Consider the following 18,214-nt stretch of genomic DNA (forward strand, 5'->3'; position numbering starts at 1 on the left):
AGAGGGTACGACGCGAGCCGTCCCGCCGTCAGGTCGGCGACTTCCTGCCGACGGGTGCCGCGCCACCCAGCCGCACGTCCCCCTCCGGATACGCGTCGTGCGAGAAGCACAGCTGCACCCCCGCCGCCTCCACACCCTCGAGCACCTCGGAGGTCCGCTCGTGCGCCCGTGCGTCGTCGCTGATGAACCGCGGCAGCCGGCGCAGGCGCCCGGACCAGCCGAGGAACTCCCGCCCCCACGCCGCGTCGCCGGCCACCAGCACGCGCCCCTCGACGATCACCCCCAGGTGTCCGCGCGCATGGCCCGGCAGCGGCACCACGAGCAGCGACCCGTCGCCGAACAGGTCGAATCCGGTCAGCCCCTTGATCGTCGTCGCGGGCTGCTCGTCCGCCACGATCCCGGCCGCGAACCACGGCGGCAGCAGCGCGCGGAAGATCCCCTCGCGCACGCGGTTCCGCCGCACGGAGGCGACCTGGCCCGACGACAGCACGAACGTCGCGTCCGGGAACCAGCGCACGCCGCCCACGTGGTCCGGGTGCAGGTGCGTGAGCACCACGAACTCGACGTCGGCCGGGGTCAGGCCGAGGGCGAGCAGCCGCTGGTCGACGGTCTCGTCGTCCGGCACCGTCGCGGGCAGGATGCGCTCGTACAGCCGTCCGACGAGGCCCGTTCCGCGGAACGTCGGCGGGTAGCCCGTGTCCACGAGCACCCGTCGGCCGCTCGCGTGCGTGTAGAGGAAGACGTTCGAGGGGAAGACGCGGCGGGGGAGCCCCTTCCCGCGGAACACCCGGGACAGCGGGAAGACGGTGCTCCCGCACGCCATCACCTGCAGCGACGACTCAGCCACGCGTCCCCCTCAGGTGCTCGCCGACCCGGCGGATGCCCTCGGCCAGCGGCACGGTCGGCTCGTAGCCGAGCTCGGTCCGCGCCCGCGAGATGTCGAGGGTCTGCGCGTAGGCGAGGGTCGCCACGGTGTAGCGGGTGAACGGCGGCTCGCGGCCGGGCAGCAGCCGGTAGACCCGCTCCAGGATCTCGGCGAGCCCGGTCAGCACGCGCAGGTCCACGTGGATGAAGCGCGGCTCCTCGCCCATCGCGGCGAAGAAGCGCTCGAGGAGGTCGCCGAGCGGAGCGGGCTCGCCGTTGGTGATGTTGTAGACGCCGCCGTCGGCCACGGGAGCGTCGGCCGCGAGGACCAGCGCGTGCGCGGCGTTCTCGACGCAGGTGATGTCGACGGGGTTCCGGCCGCCGTCGAAGAGGGGGATGCCGCGGCGGCGACTGGCCGCGACGAAGCGGGGGAGGAGGCTGGGGTCGCCGACGCCGATCAGGCCGCGGGGGCGCAGGATCACGAGCTCGGGGATCCGCCCGGCGCGGCGCGCCTCCTGCAGCAGCCTCTCGGCCTCGATCTTGCTGCGGATGTAGAGGCTCATCCGGCTGCCGGTGTCGACCTCCTCCTCCCGCACCAGGTACTGGTGGCGCCGGGCGGAGTAGATGCTCGGCGAGGAGACGAAGACGAAGCGGCGGACCCCGCAGCGCTCGGCCAGCGCGATCATCGCCTCCGTCCCCGCGACGTTCGCGCGCTCGAACTCGCTCCACGTGCCCCACGGGCTCGAGAGAGCGGCGGCGTGCACGAGCACGTCGGCCTCGACGTCCGTCGCGCCCAGCTCGGCGAGGTCGGCGCGGAGGACCGTGGCGCCCTCCTCCTCCAGCCGCGCCAGCGCCTCGGGGGCGCGACCGGTGGCGAGCACGTCGTCGCCCGCGGCCAGGAACTCGCGCACCGCGTAGCCGCCGAGGAACCCCGTCGCCCCGGTGATCAGCACGCGGCGCCGGCGCTCAGCGGACATCGACGACCTCCAGCCCGCGCTTGCGGCCCCAGTACCAGAGCAGGATCCCCAGGTACCCGAGCGCCTTGCCCTTCCGGATCGACATCAGCACGACCGCGTGCTTGTCGAGCAGCGCCTCGCTCCGCCCGATCACCTGGCAGACCTTGAGGTGCAGCTCCAGGTCCTCGTCGGTGTCGTCGATGCTCGAGCGCGGGAAGCCGTCGACCTGGAGGTACAGCGCGGCCTCGATCGCGAGGTTGCAGCCGGCGGCCATGAACATCCGGTACCGCTGGCCGGGGCGGCGGTAGAAAACGCCCGGCGCGTGCTCCATCAGGCGGATCAGCGCGGTGCCGAGCACGCCGTCGTACCAGCGGTAGACGGCTTCGTCCCGCCGCGGGGACAGGCGGCCGCCGACGAAACGGGCGCCGCCGCGGAGGTCGGCCCTGAGGCGCGCCACCCAGTCGGCGCTCGGCAGGCAGTCGGCGTCGGTGCGGGCGACGGCCGTCGCGCCCTCGGCGATCGCGTGGCGGAAGCCGGTGTCGGAGGCGGCTCCCGTGCCCTTCTGCGCCTCGTCGATCACGGCGACCTGCCGTTCCGGGCACCGGCGGCGGAACTCCTCGATCACGGCGCGCGAGCCGTCGGTGCTGCCGTTGTCGACGAGCAGGAGGGTGAAGTCCGGATCGGTCTGGCGGGCGAGCGCGTCGAGGGCGCCGCCGAGCAGCTTCTCCTCGTCGAGGAAGGGCACGACCACCCAGAAACCGCGCGCGTCCATCCGTCCCCCGCTCCGGGACCATGGTGTCGGCGGGGGCCCGTGCCGTCAAACCGCGCCGAACAGTGCGCGCGGAGGTGCAGAGGCGCGCTATACAGGGATTCGCTCCGCACGTCCCGGGGCAGGAAGGGGCCCGCGTGCCCGACCTCCTCCCGCTCCGCATCCTCGGCACGGGCGAAGCGCTGCCCGAGCGGATCGTCACGACCGCCGAGGTCGCCGCGCTCTGCGGCCTGCCCGCCGACGAGGCCGAGCGCCGCTCCGGCGTGCGCACCCGCCACTGGGTCACCGACGACGAGGACCCGCTGGAGCTCGGCCTGCTCGCCGCCCGTCGGGCGCTCGCGGCGGCCGGGCTCGACACGGTCGACGTGGTGCTCAACGCCTCGGGGACCCAGCTGCAGGCGATCCCGGACGGAGGCGCGCTGCTCGCCGCGGGCCTCGGCCTGGACGACGTCTCGGCGTACAGCGTCGGCGCCACCTGCCTGTCGTTCCTCTTCGCTCTGCAGGAGGCGGGATTCCTCCTCGCCACGGGTCGCGCCGACACCGTGCTCATCGTCTCGACCGACTGCGGCAGCCGCGGCATCGACCCGGGCCAGCCCGAGAGCGCCCTGCTCTTCGGCGACGCGGCCGCCGCCGTCGTGATCGGACGCGCCGAGACTCCGGGGCAGGGCCTGGTCACCACGCACTTCCGCACCCGCCCGAGCGGTGTGCGCCACGCGGAGCTGCGCGGTTTCGGCTCGCGGATCCGGATCGAGGAGGCGCCCGACCGGCTCGCCGACTTCCGCTTCGACATGCAGGGCAAGGCGCTGCTCGTCGACGCATTGCGGCACTTCCCGGCGTTCCTCGAGGAGGTGCGGCCCGGTCTCTCGAGAGGGCTCCCCGGCATCGACCGGGTGGTCCCGCACCAGACCAGCGCCGCCGGGCTCGAGGGCATGGCCCGCCTCTGGGGCCGCGACCGGATGACGATCACGCTCGGCGAGGTCGGCAACACGATCGGCAGCGCGATCCCGTTGGCCCTGCACCGCTCGCGCGTGCAGCCGGGGGAGTCGGTGCTGCTGGTGGGCACGGGCGCCGGCACCCACTACGGCGCGGTGGTCCTGCAGGCGTGAGAGGCGGCGCCTAGCCGAGGAGCGACAGGGCCGAGAGGCCGAGGAACGGCGCCATCACCACGAGGCAGACCGCGGCGGACGGCAGGAACCCGTGGAAGGAGTCCCGCCCGCCGACCAGACGGGCGAGCAGTCCCGTGACCAGCGGTGGGAGCAGGAACAGCAGCAGCCACGGAGCCAGGACCTCCGCGCGCGGCGCCGTCCAGTCGGGCTGGTCGTCGCGGTCGAGCGGAGGAAGTCGCACGAGGAGGAACGCGGCCGTGAGGACGATCGCGGGGAGGACCGACAGGCAGGTGAGCGTGATCGCGGTGAACCTCGCCCCGTCGTCCCGGGAGTACCGGGCACGGTCGGGGTCGGGCGCGGGCCCCCGATCGGTGTCCTCGTCCCAGCCCGGACTGCTGAATCGGATGCGTCCCATCAGGCGATCATGCCGTTCCGGAGCGGGGTCGCGTTGCGGCCGACGAGACCTCCGTCATCCCCGCCGCTCGACCAGCGCCCGCAGCGCATCGCGGACGAACCGGGCGCCGGCGACTCCGCCGTAGTGCGCCGCGAACCGCTCGTCGTCGACGTACATCTCGCCGAGCCCGAGCAGGTACTCGTCGCTCGGGCCGCCGGTCGCGTCGCGGGGCGTGCCCGGCACCTCGGCGAGCCAGGCGCGGTGCCGCTCGGCCAGCGCGAGCGCCTCCTCCCCGGTCGGATCCGCCCCGCTCGCCGCCACGGCGGTCCACGCGTCGGCGAGGTCCGCCTGCCGCCGCTGCCACTGCTCGCGGTCCTCCGCGCTCATCGAGCGCCACCAGCGGTCGCCGTCGGCGTACGCCGGGGCACCCCAGCGGCGCTCCACCTCCTCGCGGTGCTCCGCGCGGTCGAACCCGTCGAACATCTCCTCGGCCATCGGCCCGTTCCCTTCTCTCATCGTGGTGATCGTCCCGGTGACCGCCCGGATGCGGCGGTCGAGCCGTCGGCGCTCCTCCTGGAGCACGTCGAGGTGCCGCTCGAGAGCGGCCACCGGCTCCGCGTCGCGCCGCAGGATCCGCCCGATCTCGGGCAGCCCGAGACCGAGGTCGCGCAGCAGCAGGATCCGCTGCAGCGTCACGAGCGCGGCGGCGTCGTAGTAGCGGTAGCCGTTCGCGCCCACCCGGCTCGCCGGGAGCAGTCCCTCGGCCCCGTAGTGCCGAAGCGTCCGACTGGTCGTGCCGGCCAGCCGCGCCACCTCGTGCACGGTCCACTCCTGCTCCACAGCGCCCTCCGTCTCCGCGTCGCCGGTGACTCCGGCGGTGATGGAAGCGACGGTACGGGTTGACGCAGCGTCAACGTCAAGCGGCAGGGACGGATCCGCTAACCGGCGCCGATCCTGCGCGTTCCCACCCGGAGGACGAGCTCGGTCACCGGCATCGCGGCGATCGAGCAGCAGGCGGCGGGCACCACGGTCAGCAGCGCGACGACGGCGTCCGTCCCGTCGCCCGGGTCGGTCCACGCCGCGATCGAGACCACGATCCAGGCGATCGCGAGGATGCAGACCGTGGAGGCCGACCAGAGGACCGGCCAGGGCGCGCGACCCCGTCCCGCGGAGTAGGGGAGCCCGCCGACGGCCGCCGTCACGGCGGTCGCCAGAAGCGCTCGGGCCAGCGGGAGGAGCAGCTCGCCGGGGTCCCGGCCGGTGTCGAGGGAGGACAGGGCGAACAGGACCGAGGTCGTCGCGAGCGAGAGGACCCCGGCGACGGCGACGAGCGTCAGCAGGGTCCGGATCAGGAGCCTCACCGGTCGCCCCCGGCGAGGAACGCGCCGCGCTCCTCCAGCAGCCGCCGCAGGTGCCGGTCGAGCACCAGCCGCTCCGCGATCCGCCCGAGGACGCCGAGCGGGGCGGAGTACTCGAGCCGGTCGATCATCACGGAGCCGGAGCCGTCGGGCTCGAAGCGGTGCTCGTGCCGGAACGTCGCGAAGGGTCCGCGGGTCTGCTCGTCGACGAAGGAGTGCGAGGCGTCGAGCGCGGTGACGGTGCTGGTCAGTCGGAGCGGGACGCCGAAGTGCCGGGCGCTCCAGGTCACCTGCTCGCCCAGGCCGATCAGCCCGGTGGTCGTCCCGGACACCGCGCGCTCGCGAGCGCCGGCCTGCGAGCGCATGTGCAGATCGATGTCGCGCGCCCGGTCGAACATCTCGGCGGCCGGGCGGGCGGAGCGGGTCACGACCTGGAGGAGCACGGTGTCGATCCTGCCCGCCGCGCCCGCAGCCGGCCGCGGACGCGCCGGTCCGCCCGCCTCACCAGCTCGTCACCACGGTCCGCGTGATCACCCACCCCTCGTCGCGGCGGACGAGGCGGCTCGTCAGCTGGAGCCGCCAGGTCGCGTGCAGGCGGCCGATGGTCGCCTCGGTGATGGTGCGGGAGGTGAGCACCGGGTGCGCGGCGCCGCCCGAGAGGGCGCTCTCGACGTGGTCGATCTCGTGGTACTCCTTGCGCGCCTCGTCGATGTCGGCGAGCCACTCCTCCCGCGACTGCACCAGGCCGGTCGGGTGCTCGATCACGAAGCGCTCGTCGAGCAGCGCCTCGAGCGCGGGCAGGTCCACCAGCTCCAGCGCGTCGAAGAGGGCGGCGTGCACGGCGGTCGGGCCGTCGTCCTCCAGCTCGTCGCCGATGCCGGCGGTCCCATCGCCGCTCATGCCGGCGGTCCCGTCGTCGCGCGGCGGACGAGCTGCGTCGGCAGCTGCACGTGCAGCGAGCGCGGCTCGCGCCCGGCCATCAGGGCGATCAGCATCTCGGCGGCGGTCGCTCCGAGCGTCTGCATCGGCTGGCGGACGGTGGTCAGCGGCGGATCGAAGCGAGCGGCCTCGGGCACGTCGTCGAAGCCGATCACCGACAGGTCGTGGGGCACGGCGAGGCCCAGGTGCGCGGCGGTCTCGATGATCGCCAGCGCCGAGACGTCGTTGGCGGCGAAGACCGCGGTCGGGCGGTCGGGCAGCGACAGGAGCGAGGAGGCGGGCCGCCGGGCGGTGTCGCGGTGGTAGTTGCCCACCCGCAGCAGGCGCTCGTCGAAGGCGATGCCGGCCTCCGCCAGCGCCGCCCGGTAGCCGGCCTCCCGCAGCCGCGCCGAGCGCAGGTCGCCGCGGCCCGCGACGAAGCCGATGCGGCGGTGCCCGAGGGCGACGAGGTGGCGGGTGGCGAGCAGGGCGCCGCCGAAGTTGTCGGACTCGACGGTCGGCAGGTCGGCGCGGCCGGTGTGCGGGTCCACGGCGACGAGCGGGATGTCGGAGGGCGCGCTCACCACGCTCGGCGTGACCATGATCGCCCCGTCGATGAGGGTGCCGCTGAGCCGGCTGAGCGAGCGCCGCTCCCAGCCCTCCTGCTCGCCCTCGTGGGAGCCGGAGTAGGCGAGCAGGTCGAACCGCGACTCCGCCAGCACCGACCCCACGCCCTTCAGGATCTCGGCGCTGAACGGCTCGAACCCCGCGACGAGCACGCCGATCACGCCCGTGCGCCGGGAGCGCATGCTGCTCGCGACGAGGCTCGACTCGTAGCCGAGCTCGCGCACGACCTCGAGCACGCGGGTGGCGGTGGAGGGGGCGATGCCGTAGCGGCCGTTCACGGCCTTGGACACCGTCGCCACCGAGACGCCGGCGGCAGCGGCGACGTCGTGGATGGTCGGTCGGGTGGTCATGTGGCCGACTGTAACCCGTGCTTCGAAAACCATTTCGAAAACGTTTGACCACTTTCGCAAGCACTGCGGACACTGACTCCACCCGCGAAGGCGGGAACCCCCACGGCGCCGGTGCACCAGGCGGCGCCCTCGATGAAGAGAACGGTTGGACGATGAAGTTCAGGAAGATCGCAGTGGCGACAGCAGCCCTGCTCGGCACGGTCGCGGCCCTCACCGGCTGCTCGGGCCAGGACTCGGGATCGAGCGACGGCACCGTCGCGATGACCCTCTGGCAGAACTCGACCACGGGCCCCGGCCAGGAGTTCTGGGACAAGACGATCGCGGACTTCGAGGCCGCGAACCCCGGAGTGACCATCGAGTCGCAGGCCATCCAGAACGAGGATCTCGACGGCAAGCTCCAGACGGCGCTCAACTCGGGCGACGCCCCCGACGTCTTCCTCCAGCGCGGAGGCGGCAAGCTCGCCGCCATGGTCGCGGGCGGACAGCTGAAGGACCTCACCGACGGCATCTCGGACCAGGCGCGCAGCGAGATCCCCGAGGGCTCGTTCTCGGCGAACACGCTCGACGACAAGGTCTGGGCGATGCCGGTCGCCGTCCTCCCGGGCGGCCTGTTCTACAGCCAGGACCTCTTCACGGCGGCGGGCGTCACCGAGACGCCGAAGACCATCGACGAGCTCGACTCGGCGATCACGAAGATCAAGGGCAGCGGAGCCCAGGCCGTCGCGCTCGGCGCGAAGGACGCCTGGCCCGCCGCGCACTGGTACTACTTCTTCGCGCTCCGCGAGTGCAGCGCCGACACCATGGCCGAGGCGGCCGACACCAAGGACTTCTCGGACGACTGCTGGGTCCGCGCGGGCGAGGACCTGCAGGACTTCTCGGCCACCGAGCCGTTCAACGAGGGCTTCCTCACCACCGCCGCCCAGCAGGGCGCGGGCAGCTCGGCCGGACTCCTCGCCAACCACCAGGCGTCGATGGAGCTCATGGGCGCGTGGAACCCCGGCGTGATCGCCTCCCTCACCCCCGACGAGAAGCCGCTGCCCGACCTGGGCTGGTTCCCCTTCCCCGAGATCGACGGCGGCGACGGCGAGGCCGGCGCGATCATGGGCGGCGTCGACGGCTACTCCTGCTCCGCGGGCGCTCCCGACGAGTGCGTCGACTTCCTCAACTACCTGGCCACCTCCGACGTGCAGAAGGAGTACTACGCGGCCTTCAACGCGCCCCCGGTGAACACCGTGGCGCAGGAGGCGGTCACCGAGCCGTACCTGCAGCAGATCCTCGAGGCCTACAACTCGGCCCCGTACGTCTCGCAGTGGCTCGACACCGTCTACGGCCTCAACGTCGGCAACGCGCTGAACGTCGGAGTCGTCGACCTGCTGGCCGGCAAGAGCGACCCCGAGCAGCTGGTCGAGGCCGTCAACGCCGCCGCGGCGAAGGCCTAGCCACCATGGCACTCCGCGAGAGCCCGCTCCTCGGAGTGGATGAGCCCCGCGGGACCGCGCGCACCGGAGGCGTCACCTCGACGCCTCCGGTGCGCCGGCGCCGCCGCAGCGTGGGCTGGGCGGGGCGCTTCGAGATCGCGCTCCTGGTCGGCCCGGCGCTGATCGTCTTCCTCGCCTTCGTGATCTTCCCGGTCGTGATGGCGGCCTACTACGGCTTCTTCAGCTGGCAGGGCTACGGAGTGCCGACGGACTTCGTCGGCTTCCGCAACTACCTGACGATCCTGCAGGACCCCACCTTCCACGACGCCCTCGCGCACAACGGCATCATCGTGGTGCTCTCGCTCGTGCTCCAGGGGCCGGTCGCGATCCTCCTGGCGCTGCTGCTGAACCGCAAGCTGCGCGGGCAGTCGATCATCCGCGTCCTGATCTTCGTGCCGTACGTGATCTCGGAGGTCGTCGTCGGCACCGGCTGGAGCCTGATGCTCCAGACCAGCGGCGCGGTCAACGGCCTGCTCGAGAAGGTCGGCCTCGGCGCGCTGAAGCAGGACTGGCTCTCGGATCCGGCGATCGCGATCTGGACGCTGATGCTGATCATCACGTGGAAGTACATCGGCTTCGCCGTGATCCTCTTCCTCGCGGGTCTGCAGGGCATCCCCGAGGAGCTGTCCGAGGCCGCGGCCATCGACGGCGCCTCCTACTGGCAGGTGCAGCGGCGGATCACCCTGCCCCTGCTCGCGCCGACCCTGCGGATCTGGGCGTTCCTGTCGATCATCGGCGCACTGCAGCTGTTCGACCTCGTCTACATCATCTGGGGCCAGTACGTGTCCTCGACCGCGGGCACCTCGACCATGGCGATCTACCTGGTCACCAACGGCCGCAATGCCGGCAACTACGGGTACGGGAACGCCGTCGCGGTGGTCCTGTTCCTGATCTCGCTCGTGGTGGCGCTGCTCTACCAGCGCTTCGTGCTCCGGCGCGACACGGCGGGCGCACTGACGGGAGACAAGCGATGACCGGCACGACGATGACGGCCCCGCCGATCACTCCGGAGACCCCTCGGCCTCTCGCGGTGAAGCGGCGCCGGCAGCCCCTGGGCCGCGGCACCACGATCGCCTACGTCGTGGCGATCGTCGTGATCGCGCTGATGCTCGCCCCGGTGGCGTACATCATCCTCGGCGGCTTCCGCACGAACGCGCAGATCACCACCGACCCGGCGGGCCTGCCCTCGCCGTGGAACGTGCAGAACTACCTCGACGTGATCACCGGCGGCGTCTTCTGGCAGGAGGTGGGCAACTCCACCATCGCCGGCCTCGCGACGACGCTCGGCGTGGTCGTGCTCGGCCTGATGGCGAGCTACGTCCTGGCCCGCTACGACTTCACCGGACGCGGCGTGTTCTACGCGCTCTTCGCCGCCGGCCTGATGTTCCCGATGACCGTGGCGATCACTCCTCTCTACCTGGTGATCAAGAGCCTCGGCCTGATGAACTCGCTCGCCGGAGTGGTGCTGCCGCAGATCGCGTTCGGCCTGCCGACCACGATCATCATCCTGGTGCCGTTCCTCCGCGCGATCCCGGACGAGATCCAGGAGGCGGCCTTCATCGACGGCTGCAGCCGGATCGGCTTCTTCTTCCGGATGGTCGTGCGCCTGGCGATGCCCGGCGTGATCACCACGGGGATCCTCGCGTTCATCGCGAGCTGGAACAGCTACCTGCTGCCCCTGTTCATCCTCAACAACGAGTCCACCTTCACGCTCCCGCTCGGAGTCCAGGCGTTCTCGTCGCAGTACTCGGTCGACACGGCGAAGGTGCTCGCCTTCGTGTCGCTGTCGATGATCCCGGCGCTGATCTTCTTCAGCGTCTTCGAGCGCCGCATCGTCGGCGGGCTGACGGGGGCGGTGAAGGGATGAGCGGATCGCTCCGCCCGTCCGCCGCGTCCCCCGTCCCGTCCGCACCCGTCGCCCCACCCGCAGAGAGGGTCGCACCGTGACCGCACCGCACGCACCAGAGGACCCCCAGGCCCCGTCCGCCCGCACCACCGAGCTGCTGGGCCGGATGACTCTGGAGGAGAAGCTCTCCCAGCTGGTCGGCTACTGGGTCGACCAGGGCGGCGAGGTCGTCGCCCCGCTCGCCGGCGAGATGGCCACCTCGACCGGGTACGCCGAGGCGACCCGCGAGGGGATCGGCCAGCTGACCCGCGTCTACGGCACGCGCCCCGTCGATCCGCTCGAGCGCGCTCAGTGGCTGTGGGCGGAGCAGCGCCGGCTCGTCGAGGAGACGCGGCTGGGCATCCCGGCGATCGTCCACGAGGAGTGCCTGACCGGGCTCGCAGCCTGGCAGGCCGCGACGTTCCCGACTCCGCTCGCCTGGGGCGCCTCCTTCGACCCGGAGCTCGTGGCCGAGCTCGGCGCCGTGATCGGCGGCTCGATGCGCGAGCTCGGGATCCACCAGGGCCTGGCGCCCGTGCTCGACGTGATCCGCGACCCCCGCTGGGGCCGGGTCGACGAGTGCATCGCCGAGGACCCGTACGTCGTCGGCACGATCGGCACCGCGTACGTGCAGGGGCTGCAGTCCACCGGCGTCGACGCGACGCTGAAGCACTTCATCGGCTACTCCGCCTCCCGCGGCGGCCGCAACCACGCGCCGGTGCACGCCGGACCGCGCGAGATCGCGGACGTGCTGCTGCCGCCGTTCGAGATGGCGATCCGCGACGGGGGCGCCCGCTCGGTGATGAACTCCTACGCCGAGATCGACGGGGACCCGGTCGGAGCGACGCCCGCCTACCTCACGGGCGTGCTGCGCGAGCGCTGGGGCTTCGACGGCGTGGTCGTCGCCGACTACTTCTCGGTCGCGTTCCTCCACCTCATGCACGCGGTCGCCGCCGACCTGGGCGAGGCGGCCGAGCTGGCGCTCGCCGCGGGGATCGACGTGGAGCTGCCCACGGGCGACGCGTTCCTCGCTCCGCTGGCCGCGCGCATCCGGGCCGGGGAGGCCGACGAGGCGCTCGTCGACCGGGCCGTGCTGCGGGTGCTCGCGCAGAAGGAGCGTCTCGGCCTGCTCGACGCGCGCTTCGACGACGCCCCCGAGTCGATCGACCTCGACTCGCCCGCCCACCGCGACATCGCCCGCCGGCTGGCCGAGGAGTCGGTGGTTCTGCTCGCGAACGACGGCGTCCTGCCGCTCGCTGCGCCGCGCCGCCTCGCGCTGATCGGCCCCAACGCCGACAGCGCGCCCGCGCTCATGGGCTGCTACTCCTTCGCCAACCACGTGCTGGCGCACCACCCGGGCGTGCCGCTGGGCTTCGAGATCCCGACGGTCGCGGACGCGCTGGCCGACGAGTTCGGCTCGGCCGAGCTGCTGCTCGCCGAGGGCTGCTCGGTCGAGGGGGACGACGCCTCCGGGATCGCCGAGGCGGTCCGGGCGGCCGCCGACTCCGATGTGGCGATCGTGGTCGTCGGCGACCGGGCGGGCCTGTTCGGCCGCGGCACGGTCGGCGAGGGCAACGACGTCGAGAGCCTCGAGCTCCCGGGCCGCCAGCGCGAGCTGGTCGAGGCCGTCGTGGCGACGGGGACCCCGGTCGTGCTCGTGCTGCTGACCGGCCGCCCCTACGCCGTGGGCTGGGCGCTCGACGGGCCGTCGGCTCCGGCCGCCGTGCTGCAGGCGTTCTTCCCGGGGGAGGAGGGCGCCGGCGCGATCGCGGGCGTCGTCTCGGGACGGGTCGACCCCTCCGGCCACCTGCCGGTCTCGCTGCCGCGCTCGGCCGGGGCGCAGCCGTTCTCGTACCTGCACCCGATCCTCGGCGGGCCGTCGGACGTGACCTCCGCCGACAGCACGCCGGTGCGGCCGTTCGGCCACGGCCTCTCGTACACGGCCTTCGCCCGGACGGAGCTGGCGGTCGAGGAGTCCGCCCCGACGGACGGATTCTTCACGGCGACCGTGCGCGTCCGCAACACGGGCGGGCGGGCGGGCATCGACCTGGTGCAGCTGTACGCCCGCGACGTGTTCGCGAGCGTGACCCGGCCGGTGGCGCAGCTGCTCGGCTACGCGCGGGTCGCGCTCGAGCCCGGCGAGGAGGCGGAGGTCCGCTTCGAGGTCCCGGCCGCGCGCCTGGCCTTCACCGGACGCGAGGGCGTGCGGATCGTCGAGCCCGGCCGCGTCGAGCTGTGGGTTGGCCCGGACTGCGCGACGCGCGAGACGGAGACGGCGCTCGAGCTGGTCGGCCCGGCCGCCGCTGTCGACGCCTCCTCGCAGCGCCTCGTCGGCACGCGGGTCCAGCGGGCGGGAGCGGGCGTCCCGGCCTGACCCGTGCACAACGCTGGAAGGATCGCTCCGGCGGGCCGTGGATCCGCGGATCCCGGTGCCCGCGGGGCGATCCTTCCTGCGGTCTGAGCACGGCGCGGCTCCGGCACCGCTCTGGCGCGGCTCGGACGGGCGCGGCAGGCTGGGGGGATGAGCGACGACGCGAAGCAGACCCTCCTCCGCTACCTGCAGGAGGGGCGCGACGCCCTGCTGCAGAAGCTCGACGGGCTCGACGAGTACGACGTGCGGCGGCCGCTGGTCTCGACGGGCACGAACCTGCTCGGCCTGGTGAAGCACGTGGCGGGCACCGAGGCGGGCTACCTCGGCGCCGTGTTCGGGCGGCCGTTCCCGGAGCCGATGCCGTGGATGGAGGACGAGTCGGAGCCGAACTCGGACATGTGGGCGACGGCCGACGAGTCCCTGGCCGACGTCGTCGCGCTGTACCGCCGCGTGTGGGCCCACTCCGACGCGACGGTCGCGGCCCTCCCGCTCGACGCTCCCGGGCAGGTCCCCTGGTGGACGAACCGCGACGTGACGCTGCACCGGATCCTCGTCCACATCACCGCGGAGACGCACCGGCACGCCGGCCACGCCGACATCGTCCGCGAGCTGATCGACGGGCGGGTCGGGCTCCGGACGCCCGGCGACAACCTCCCGCCGGTGCCGGAGGAGTGGTGGCCGGAGTACCGGGAGCGCCTCGAGTCGCTGGCGCGCGCCGTCCGCGACCGGGGCTGACGTGCCGGCGTCCGTCGGCACCGCGGTCACGCCGGCCCGCGCGGCGCGGCTGCTCGACGAGCTCGATGCCGCGACGGAGGCGGCGCTCGACGTGGCCCTGGGCGGTCGCGGTCGGGGCCGGGCCGCCTTGCAGCGGCGCCGCGACGGGGCGTCGCCGGAGGAGCGGAGGCAGCGCCACGGTCGTCAGCCCGGGGCGGAGGTAGGCGGCCAGCTCGTCGTCGTCGAACGACACCACGGCGACGTCGCCGGGGATCGAGAGCCCCGCCTCCGCGACCGCCTGGTAGGCCGCCTCACGCCGAGCGGCTTCGGGCACGACGGCGCGGGCGGACAGGTCGCCTTCGCCGACCCGGACGCGGGAGTCGGCTTCGCGTTCCTCACCAACCGGATGGAGGGGGTCGGCGACATACGCGCGACCCGCGTCGTCGAGGCGCTCGCGACCGCGCTGCGATTGCCCGTTCCGCGCGGACTCTGACCCCTCCGCGCGGACTCTGGCCCCTCCGCGCCACCCCCGTCAAGGGGTGGGGCGCCCGGTCGGCGCCGTCCTAGCGTCGGGGGACGGGCGACCGGAGGGGCGGTCCGGGATCCAGGGGAGGGCGAGATGCAGAAGCTGTACTACGCGAGCGGATTCGTGCTGCTGGGCGACGAGGTGTGCTCGGCGGTCGTCGAGTACGCGCAGGCGCTGGCGAACGTGGGGAAGTCGGACCTGGTCGTGGTGCCGTCGCTCTCGGACGAGGGGCTGCGAGGCGAGACCCGTCTCCTGGTCGGACCGGCCAGCCAGCTCTTCACCAGCCCGGCGCTCGACCGCGGCGTCGACCTCGACGATCCGGAGGCGGTGGAGTCGATGCGCGAGAAGACCCGACGGCTCCAGCCCGCGCGGCCGACCGTGCAGCCGCGCGGCGAGGGCGACGACAGCGAGGACGACGGCGGGACCGACTACCTCTGACGTCTCAGGTGTCGAGCGTGGTGCTGGGGCGCTCGCCGAAGCGGTGGGCGTACGAGGCCGAGAACCGGCCGAGGTGCGCGAAGCCCCAGCGCCGTGCGACCTCGCTGACGCTGACGACTCCGGACTCGCCCGCCCGCAGCTCCTTCTGCACGCCGTCCAGCCGGATCCGCCGCAGGTAGTCGACCGCGGTGAAGCCGAACTCGCGCCGGAACTCGGTCTGCAGCGTCCGCAGGCCGATGCCCGCCGCGTCGGCGATCTGCTCGGTCCGGAGCGGCTCGTGGGCGTGCTCGTACATGTACTCGATAGCCTGGCGGAGGCGCCCCGAGCGGGGTACTCGGAGGTCGCCGGGGGTGTCCAGCGTCGAGTGCGGGAAGGTCTCGAGCAGGGCGACGGCGACCGCGCGGTCGGCCTCGCGGCGCAGCAGCGGCGAGCTGTCGGCGTCGTAGATCACCCGGGCGACCGTCGCGACGGTCGCCGACCAGCGCCGCAGCGCCGCGCCCTCGGGCCGTGAGGTCGTGTCGAAGAGGAGGGGGCCGCGGGTGCCCTCGACCTCCTCCGCGATGCCCTCGAGGTACGCGCCGTCGAAGTGGATGAGGTTCTGGCGGTAGTCGTGGAACTCGAACCGGCTGGGACGGTCGTTGACGAAGATCGCCGGCTGCCCGAATCCGAGGGTCACCGCGTCGCCGTCGAGATCGGTGACGCCCGCGCCGGCGGTCAGCCACGAGACGACGTACTCGCCCTCGGTCTGGATCGAGCCCTGCACGGAGCCGGCGAACTGGCTGCCGCGGAGCGTCACGTCGCCGTCGCCGACGGAGGTGTAGCGGTACGAGAAGTCCTCGCCGGGCTCGACGACGAAGCGGTGCCCGTTGTACGACTGCTCGAAGAGAGCCCGCGCCTGCTCGATGTCACGCCCGCCGATGTCGGAGCGCATGACCTCGTCCTTCTCGTTCATCCCGATCAGGGTCGCACGAGGAGCGCTCCTCACCGCGTGCCCCGAACGGGGAATTCGTTAAGCGGATAAACCAGTCGCGGGTCCGGCGGCGCGGGTCATGGCCTGGACGGTCGCCGCCTGGAACTGCGTGAGCAGCACCACGGTGTGCCGCGCTCCGGCTTCCACGGCGAGCGAGAAGGTGGCGCCGGCCGGAGTGGCCCGCCAGGAGCGGATGTCGCGGGTGCCGACGCGGGTCGAGTCGCCGGTGCCGGCGCTCCGCAGCACCAGGGAGTCGGGCAGCACGCAGAGCGCGCCCGTCACGCCGTCGACAGTGGAGGAGCACTCGAAGCCTGCGTCGTCGTGCACTGCACCGGCGAGCTCGACGAAGTCGGTGACCTCCATCGGCTCGTCGTCGTCGCGCCTGGACACGGCGCGCTCAGGCAGCGTGCGTGAGCCCGGAGGACTCGGGCTGCTGCGCCGGCTCGGTGACGATCCGCAGGCCCCGGCCGCTGTTGGCCTCCTCCATCAGTGCGCGCACCCAGGTGGCGTTGATCGCCGGCATGCGGCTTCCGTGGAACGAGAACTGGAGAGGGATGGTCGGGTGCAGCCAGAGCGTCTGGCGTCCGGTGCCGTGCGCGCTCGAGGCGTCGAGCTGGAAGGCGAACGCCTCGTCGCGGCGGAACTTGTTGATCATGACGATCTGGAGGTGCGCGAGCGCGCGGTCGTCGATCTCGTGCGAGGTGGGGGGAGTGCCGTAGAGGAGAGCGCCCATGGTGCGTGCCGCCGTTCTGTGCTGTGTCGCGGGTGCCGGCCGCGACGGTGAGGTGCCCCGGCGAGTGCCGCCGGGAGGGGGAGTGCGAGATGGTGGGGGTGTTCGTGGGGAGCAGGACCCGGGGTGTGCTGTGCCGCCGAGTCGAGTGTCCGGAGTGTCGATCCGGGGGTGCCGGGCTCCGGGATGTCGAGCCCGGATGCCGTCGCGCCGAGCCGTCGATCCCCGCTGACGCCTGCTCTGCAGGCCCGTGGAGTCGGGCGGTCGGGCCGTCCCTCCGGCTGTTCTCCGAAAGTACGCCCCTCGTTCGGAGGGCACGTGCCGCTATCCGGAATGCGAAGCAGTGGCCCCGGCCGCCGGGCGGACTCCCAGCCGGGTTACTCCGGGGCTCAGTTGCCTGGTGCCTCCGGTGGGCGGTGCGGCTGCGTCGAGACGGCGCGCTCGTGCGCGAGACGCCGTCTCGACGGCGGTGTGTCGGGCGGGCCGGCGGTGTCTCGGCGGGGCGTGTGGAGCGGGAGGAGGCGTGACGGTGCGCTCACTGGACAGGGCGTGCGGCTCCGTCGAGACGCCGTCTCCGCGGCGGTGTCTCGGCGTGCGCGGGAGGGTGCGCTCCTCCGCGAGTCGTCACGCAGCCGCTCCGGCGGGGGCGCAGGCGCTCAGAAGGCGTAGCGGACGCGGCAGTAGGGGAGGCGCTCGGCGAGGAGGGCGCGGAAGCGGTCGAGGCTGGCGCGCTTGAGGTCGCGTCGGTAGCGGATGTTGACGGCGCCGTTCTCGGAGAGCTTCTGCTCCTGGCGCCCCGGCTGCCAGAGCAGCGACTCCGCCTTCGGGTGCCAGCCGAGGTTCACCTCGTGCAGGCCCTCGTTGTGGGTGAGGAGGATCACCTCGGCCGCGAGCTGCGCCTTCGCCCGCGGGTGGAGGGCGGCGTCCAGCTGGTCGAAGAGCTCGGTCCAGTCCTGCTGCCAGGTCTCGGTGAGGATCACGGGCGAGAAGTTGACGTGCACCTCGTAGCCGGCGTCGACGAAGTCGTTGATCGCCGCGATCCGCTCGGCCATCGGCGAGGTGCGGATGTCGGTGACCTTCGCCGTCTCGGCGGGCATCAGCGAGAACCGGATGCGCGTGCGCCCGAGCGGGTCCCACTCGAGGAGCTCGCGGTTGACGTACTTGGTCGCGAAGGACGCCTTGGCGGTGGGCGACATCCGGAACAGCTCGCAGAGGTCGCGGACGTTCTCGCTCAGCAGCGCGTCGACGGAGCAGTCGCTGTTCTCGCCGATGTCGTAGACCCAGGCCTCCGGGTCGCACTGGTTCGCCTCGGCCTTGGGGCCCTGCTTGCCGATGTGCCGGGCGAGGTGGCGCTGGATCTGCTCGATGTTCGTGAAGAGCGTGATCGGGTTGCTGTAGCCCTTCCTCCGTGGCACGTAGCAGTACACGCACGCCATGGCGCAGCCGTTGGCGGTGGAGGGGGCGATGAAGTCGGCCGAGCGGCCGTTCGGGCGCGTGACGAGCGACTTCTTCACCCCGAGCACGAGCGCCTCCGTCTTGATGCGCACCCAGCGCGCGACGTTCGCCTCGTCGCCGTGCACCTCCGGGATCAGCCAGTGCGACTCGACGGGCACGATCTCGGCGCCCGGCCAGCGCGCCACGACCTCCTGCCCGCGGGGCGGCTCGAGCGCGGCCGGCTCGGCGTAGATCCGCCGGATGTCGAGCAGGCGCCGCTCGCGGACCTGCGCGGACGCGGAGCTCGGAGCGGTGTCGGACATGAG

20 protein-coding genes and 1 pseudogene are annotated in these 18,214 nt (G+C 72.9%); 7 read left to right on the forward strand and 14 right to left on the reverse strand.

Translation table 11 applies throughout. The annotated features are described in order from the left end of the window. Nucleotides 1-28: 28 nt before the first annotated feature. The 3 genes from C5C46_RS08155 to C5C46_RS08165 are packed head-to-tail and all read right to left on the reverse strand — an operon-like array spanning nt 29 to nt 2,592. The gene (locus C5C46_RS08155) at nt 29-847 is read right to left on the reverse strand and encodes an MBL fold metallo-hydrolase (protein ID WP_104226338.1); all 819 of its coding nucleotides are present in this window, start codon (nt 845-847) and stop codon (nt 29-31) included. Further along, nucleotides 840-1,841: an NAD(P)-dependent oxidoreductase gene (locus tag C5C46_RS08160; RefSeq protein WP_104226339.1), complete on the reverse strand. Its 1,002-nt coding sequence runs from the start codon at nt 1,839-1,841 to the stop codon at nt 840-842. The genes C5C46_RS08155 and C5C46_RS08160 overlap by 8 nt, the downstream gene beginning before the upstream one ends. After that, nucleotides 1,831-2,592, reverse strand: a complete 762-nt coding sequence (locus tag C5C46_RS08165; protein ID WP_104226340.1) for a glycosyltransferase family A protein — start codon at nt 2,590-2,592, stop codon at nt 1,831-1,833. Before C5C46_RS08165 ends, C5C46_RS08160 begins: the two co-directional genes overlap by 11 nt. A 134-nt stretch (nt 2,593-2,726) precedes the next feature. Between C5C46_RS08165 and C5C46_RS08170 the strand changes: the two genes are divergently transcribed. Further along, entirely contained in the window at nt 2,727-3,695 is a 969-nt protein-coding gene (locus C5C46_RS08170) for a 3-oxoacyl-ACP synthase III family protein (RefSeq protein WP_219812275.1), read from the forward strand. A 10-nt stretch (nt 3,696-3,705) separates the two neighbouring features. Here the strand turns inward: C5C46_RS08170 and C5C46_RS08175 are convergent, their stop codons facing one another. From C5C46_RS08175 to C5C46_RS08200, 6 genes are all read right to left on the reverse strand, one after another. Beyond that, nucleotides 3,706-4,110 (reverse strand): hypothetical protein, encoded by a 405-nt coding sequence (locus C5C46_RS08175; protein WP_104226342.1) that lies wholly within the window; start codon nt 4,108-4,110, stop codon nt 3,706-3,708. Nucleotides 4,111-4,164: 54 nt separating this feature from the next. After that, nucleotides 4,165-4,929, reverse strand: coding sequence for a TipAS antibiotic-recognition domain-containing protein (locus C5C46_RS08180; RefSeq protein ID WP_104226343.1), 765 nt, complete (start codon nt 4,927-4,929; stop codon nt 4,165-4,167). Nucleotides 4,930-5,027: 98 nt separating this feature from the next. Beyond that, nucleotides 5,028-5,450 (reverse strand): hypothetical protein, encoded by a 423-nt coding sequence (locus C5C46_RS08185; protein ID WP_104226344.1) that lies wholly within the window; start codon nt 5,448-5,450, stop codon nt 5,028-5,030. Continuing rightward, nucleotides 5,447-5,890 carry an SRPBCC family protein gene (locus C5C46_RS08190; protein ID WP_258059406.1) on the reverse strand — a complete coding sequence of 148 codons (444 nt, stop codon included), beginning with the start codon at nt 5,888-5,890 and terminating at the stop codon, nt 5,447-5,449. Before C5C46_RS08190 ends, C5C46_RS08185 begins: the two co-directional genes overlap by 4 nt. Nucleotides 5,891-5,948: 58 nt before the next feature. Further along, nucleotides 5,949-6,347 (reverse strand): nuclear transport factor 2 family protein, encoded by a 399-nt coding sequence (locus C5C46_RS08195; RefSeq protein ID WP_104226345.1) that lies wholly within the window; start codon nt 6,345-6,347, stop codon nt 5,949-5,951. Next, nucleotides 6,344-7,342 (reverse strand): LacI family DNA-binding transcriptional regulator, encoded by a 999-nt coding sequence (locus tag C5C46_RS08200; RefSeq protein ID WP_104224902.1) that lies wholly within the window; start codon nt 7,340-7,342, stop codon nt 6,344-6,346. The genes C5C46_RS08195 and C5C46_RS08200 overlap by 4 nt, the downstream gene beginning before the upstream one ends. A gap of 152 nt (nt 7,343-7,494) precedes the next feature. On the opposite strand from C5C46_RS08200, the gene C5C46_RS08205 reads away from it, so the two are divergent. The 5 genes from C5C46_RS08205 (at nt 7,495) to C5C46_RS08225 (ending at nt 13,811) form a co-directional block, all read left to right on the forward strand. Next, nucleotides 7,495-8,781: an ABC transporter substrate-binding protein gene (locus tag C5C46_RS08205; protein ID WP_104226346.1), complete on the forward strand. Its 1,287-nt coding sequence runs from the start codon at nt 7,495-7,497 to the stop codon at nt 8,779-8,781. A gap of 5 nt (nt 8,782-8,786) precedes the next feature. Further along, a complete protein-coding gene (locus tag C5C46_RS08210; RefSeq protein ID WP_104226347.1) occupies nt 8,787-9,794 on the forward strand; it encodes a carbohydrate ABC transporter permease in 1,008 nt (335 codons plus the stop codon). After that, nucleotides 9,791-10,687 carry a carbohydrate ABC transporter permease gene (locus C5C46_RS08215; protein WP_104224899.1) on the forward strand — a complete coding sequence of 299 codons (897 nt, stop codon included), beginning with the start codon at nt 9,791-9,793 and terminating at the stop codon, nt 10,685-10,687. The genes C5C46_RS08210 and C5C46_RS08215 overlap by 4 nt, the downstream gene beginning before the upstream one ends. 145 nt (nt 10,688-10,832) lie before the next feature. Beyond that, complete coding sequence (locus C5C46_RS08220) at nt 10,833-13,079, forward strand: glycoside hydrolase family 3 N-terminal domain-containing protein (protein ID WP_104226348.1); 2,247 nt, start codon at nt 10,833-10,835, stop codon at nt 13,077-13,079. A 147-nt stretch (nt 13,080-13,226) separates the two neighbouring features. Continuing rightward, nucleotides 13,227-13,811, forward strand: coding sequence for a DinB family protein (locus C5C46_RS08225; RefSeq protein WP_104226349.1), 585 nt, complete (start codon nt 13,227-13,229; stop codon nt 13,809-13,811). Between the two features lie 166 nt (nt 13,812-13,977). Here the strand turns inward: C5C46_RS08225 and C5C46_RS08230 are convergent. Next, nucleotides 13,978-14,097: pseudogene (locus C5C46_RS08230) on the reverse strand (substrate-binding domain-containing protein); the annotation flags it as partial. A gap of 312 nt (nt 14,098-14,409) precedes the next feature. On the opposite strand from C5C46_RS08230, the gene C5C46_RS08240 reads away from it, so the two are divergent. Next, nucleotides 14,410-14,754, forward strand: coding sequence for a hypothetical protein (locus tag C5C46_RS08240; protein WP_104223414.1), 345 nt, complete (start codon nt 14,410-14,412; stop codon nt 14,752-14,754). 4 nt (nt 14,755-14,758) lie between these two features. Here C5C46_RS08240 and C5C46_RS08245 read toward each other — a convergent pair whose 3' ends face one another. The 4 genes from C5C46_RS08245 to C5C46_RS08260 all read right to left on the reverse strand — a co-directional run bounded on the left by C5C46_RS08245 (nt 14,759) and on the right by C5C46_RS08260 (nt 18,211). Beyond that, nucleotides 14,759-15,706: an AraC family transcriptional regulator gene (locus C5C46_RS08245; RefSeq protein WP_104226350.1), complete on the reverse strand. Its 948-nt coding sequence runs from the start codon at nt 15,704-15,706 to the stop codon at nt 14,759-14,761. A gap of 57 nt (nt 15,707-15,763) precedes the next feature. Further along, nucleotides 15,764-16,114, reverse strand: coding sequence for a hypothetical protein (locus tag C5C46_RS08250; RefSeq protein ID WP_104223412.1), 351 nt, complete (start codon nt 16,112-16,114; stop codon nt 15,764-15,766). A gap of 7 nt (nt 16,115-16,121) precedes the next feature. Then, nucleotides 16,122-16,457 carry an ATP-dependent DNA ligase gene (locus C5C46_RS08255; protein WP_104223411.1) on the reverse strand — a complete coding sequence of 112 codons (336 nt, stop codon included), beginning with the start codon at nt 16,455-16,457 and terminating at the stop codon, nt 16,122-16,124. 653 nt (nt 16,458-17,110) lie between these two features. Continuing rightward, nucleotides 17,111-18,211 carry a spore photoproduct lyase family protein gene (locus C5C46_RS08260; RefSeq protein ID WP_104226351.1) on the reverse strand — a complete coding sequence of 367 codons (1,101 nt, stop codon included), beginning with the start codon at nt 18,209-18,211 and terminating at the stop codon, nt 17,111-17,113. Between the last annotated feature and the right edge of the window lie 3 nt (nt 18,212-18,214).

The organism is Rathayibacter sp. AY1E6 (assembly GCF_002931115.1).
Classification (GTDB): domain Bacteria; phylum Actinomycetota; class Actinomycetes; order Actinomycetales; family Microbacteriaceae; genus Rathayibacter.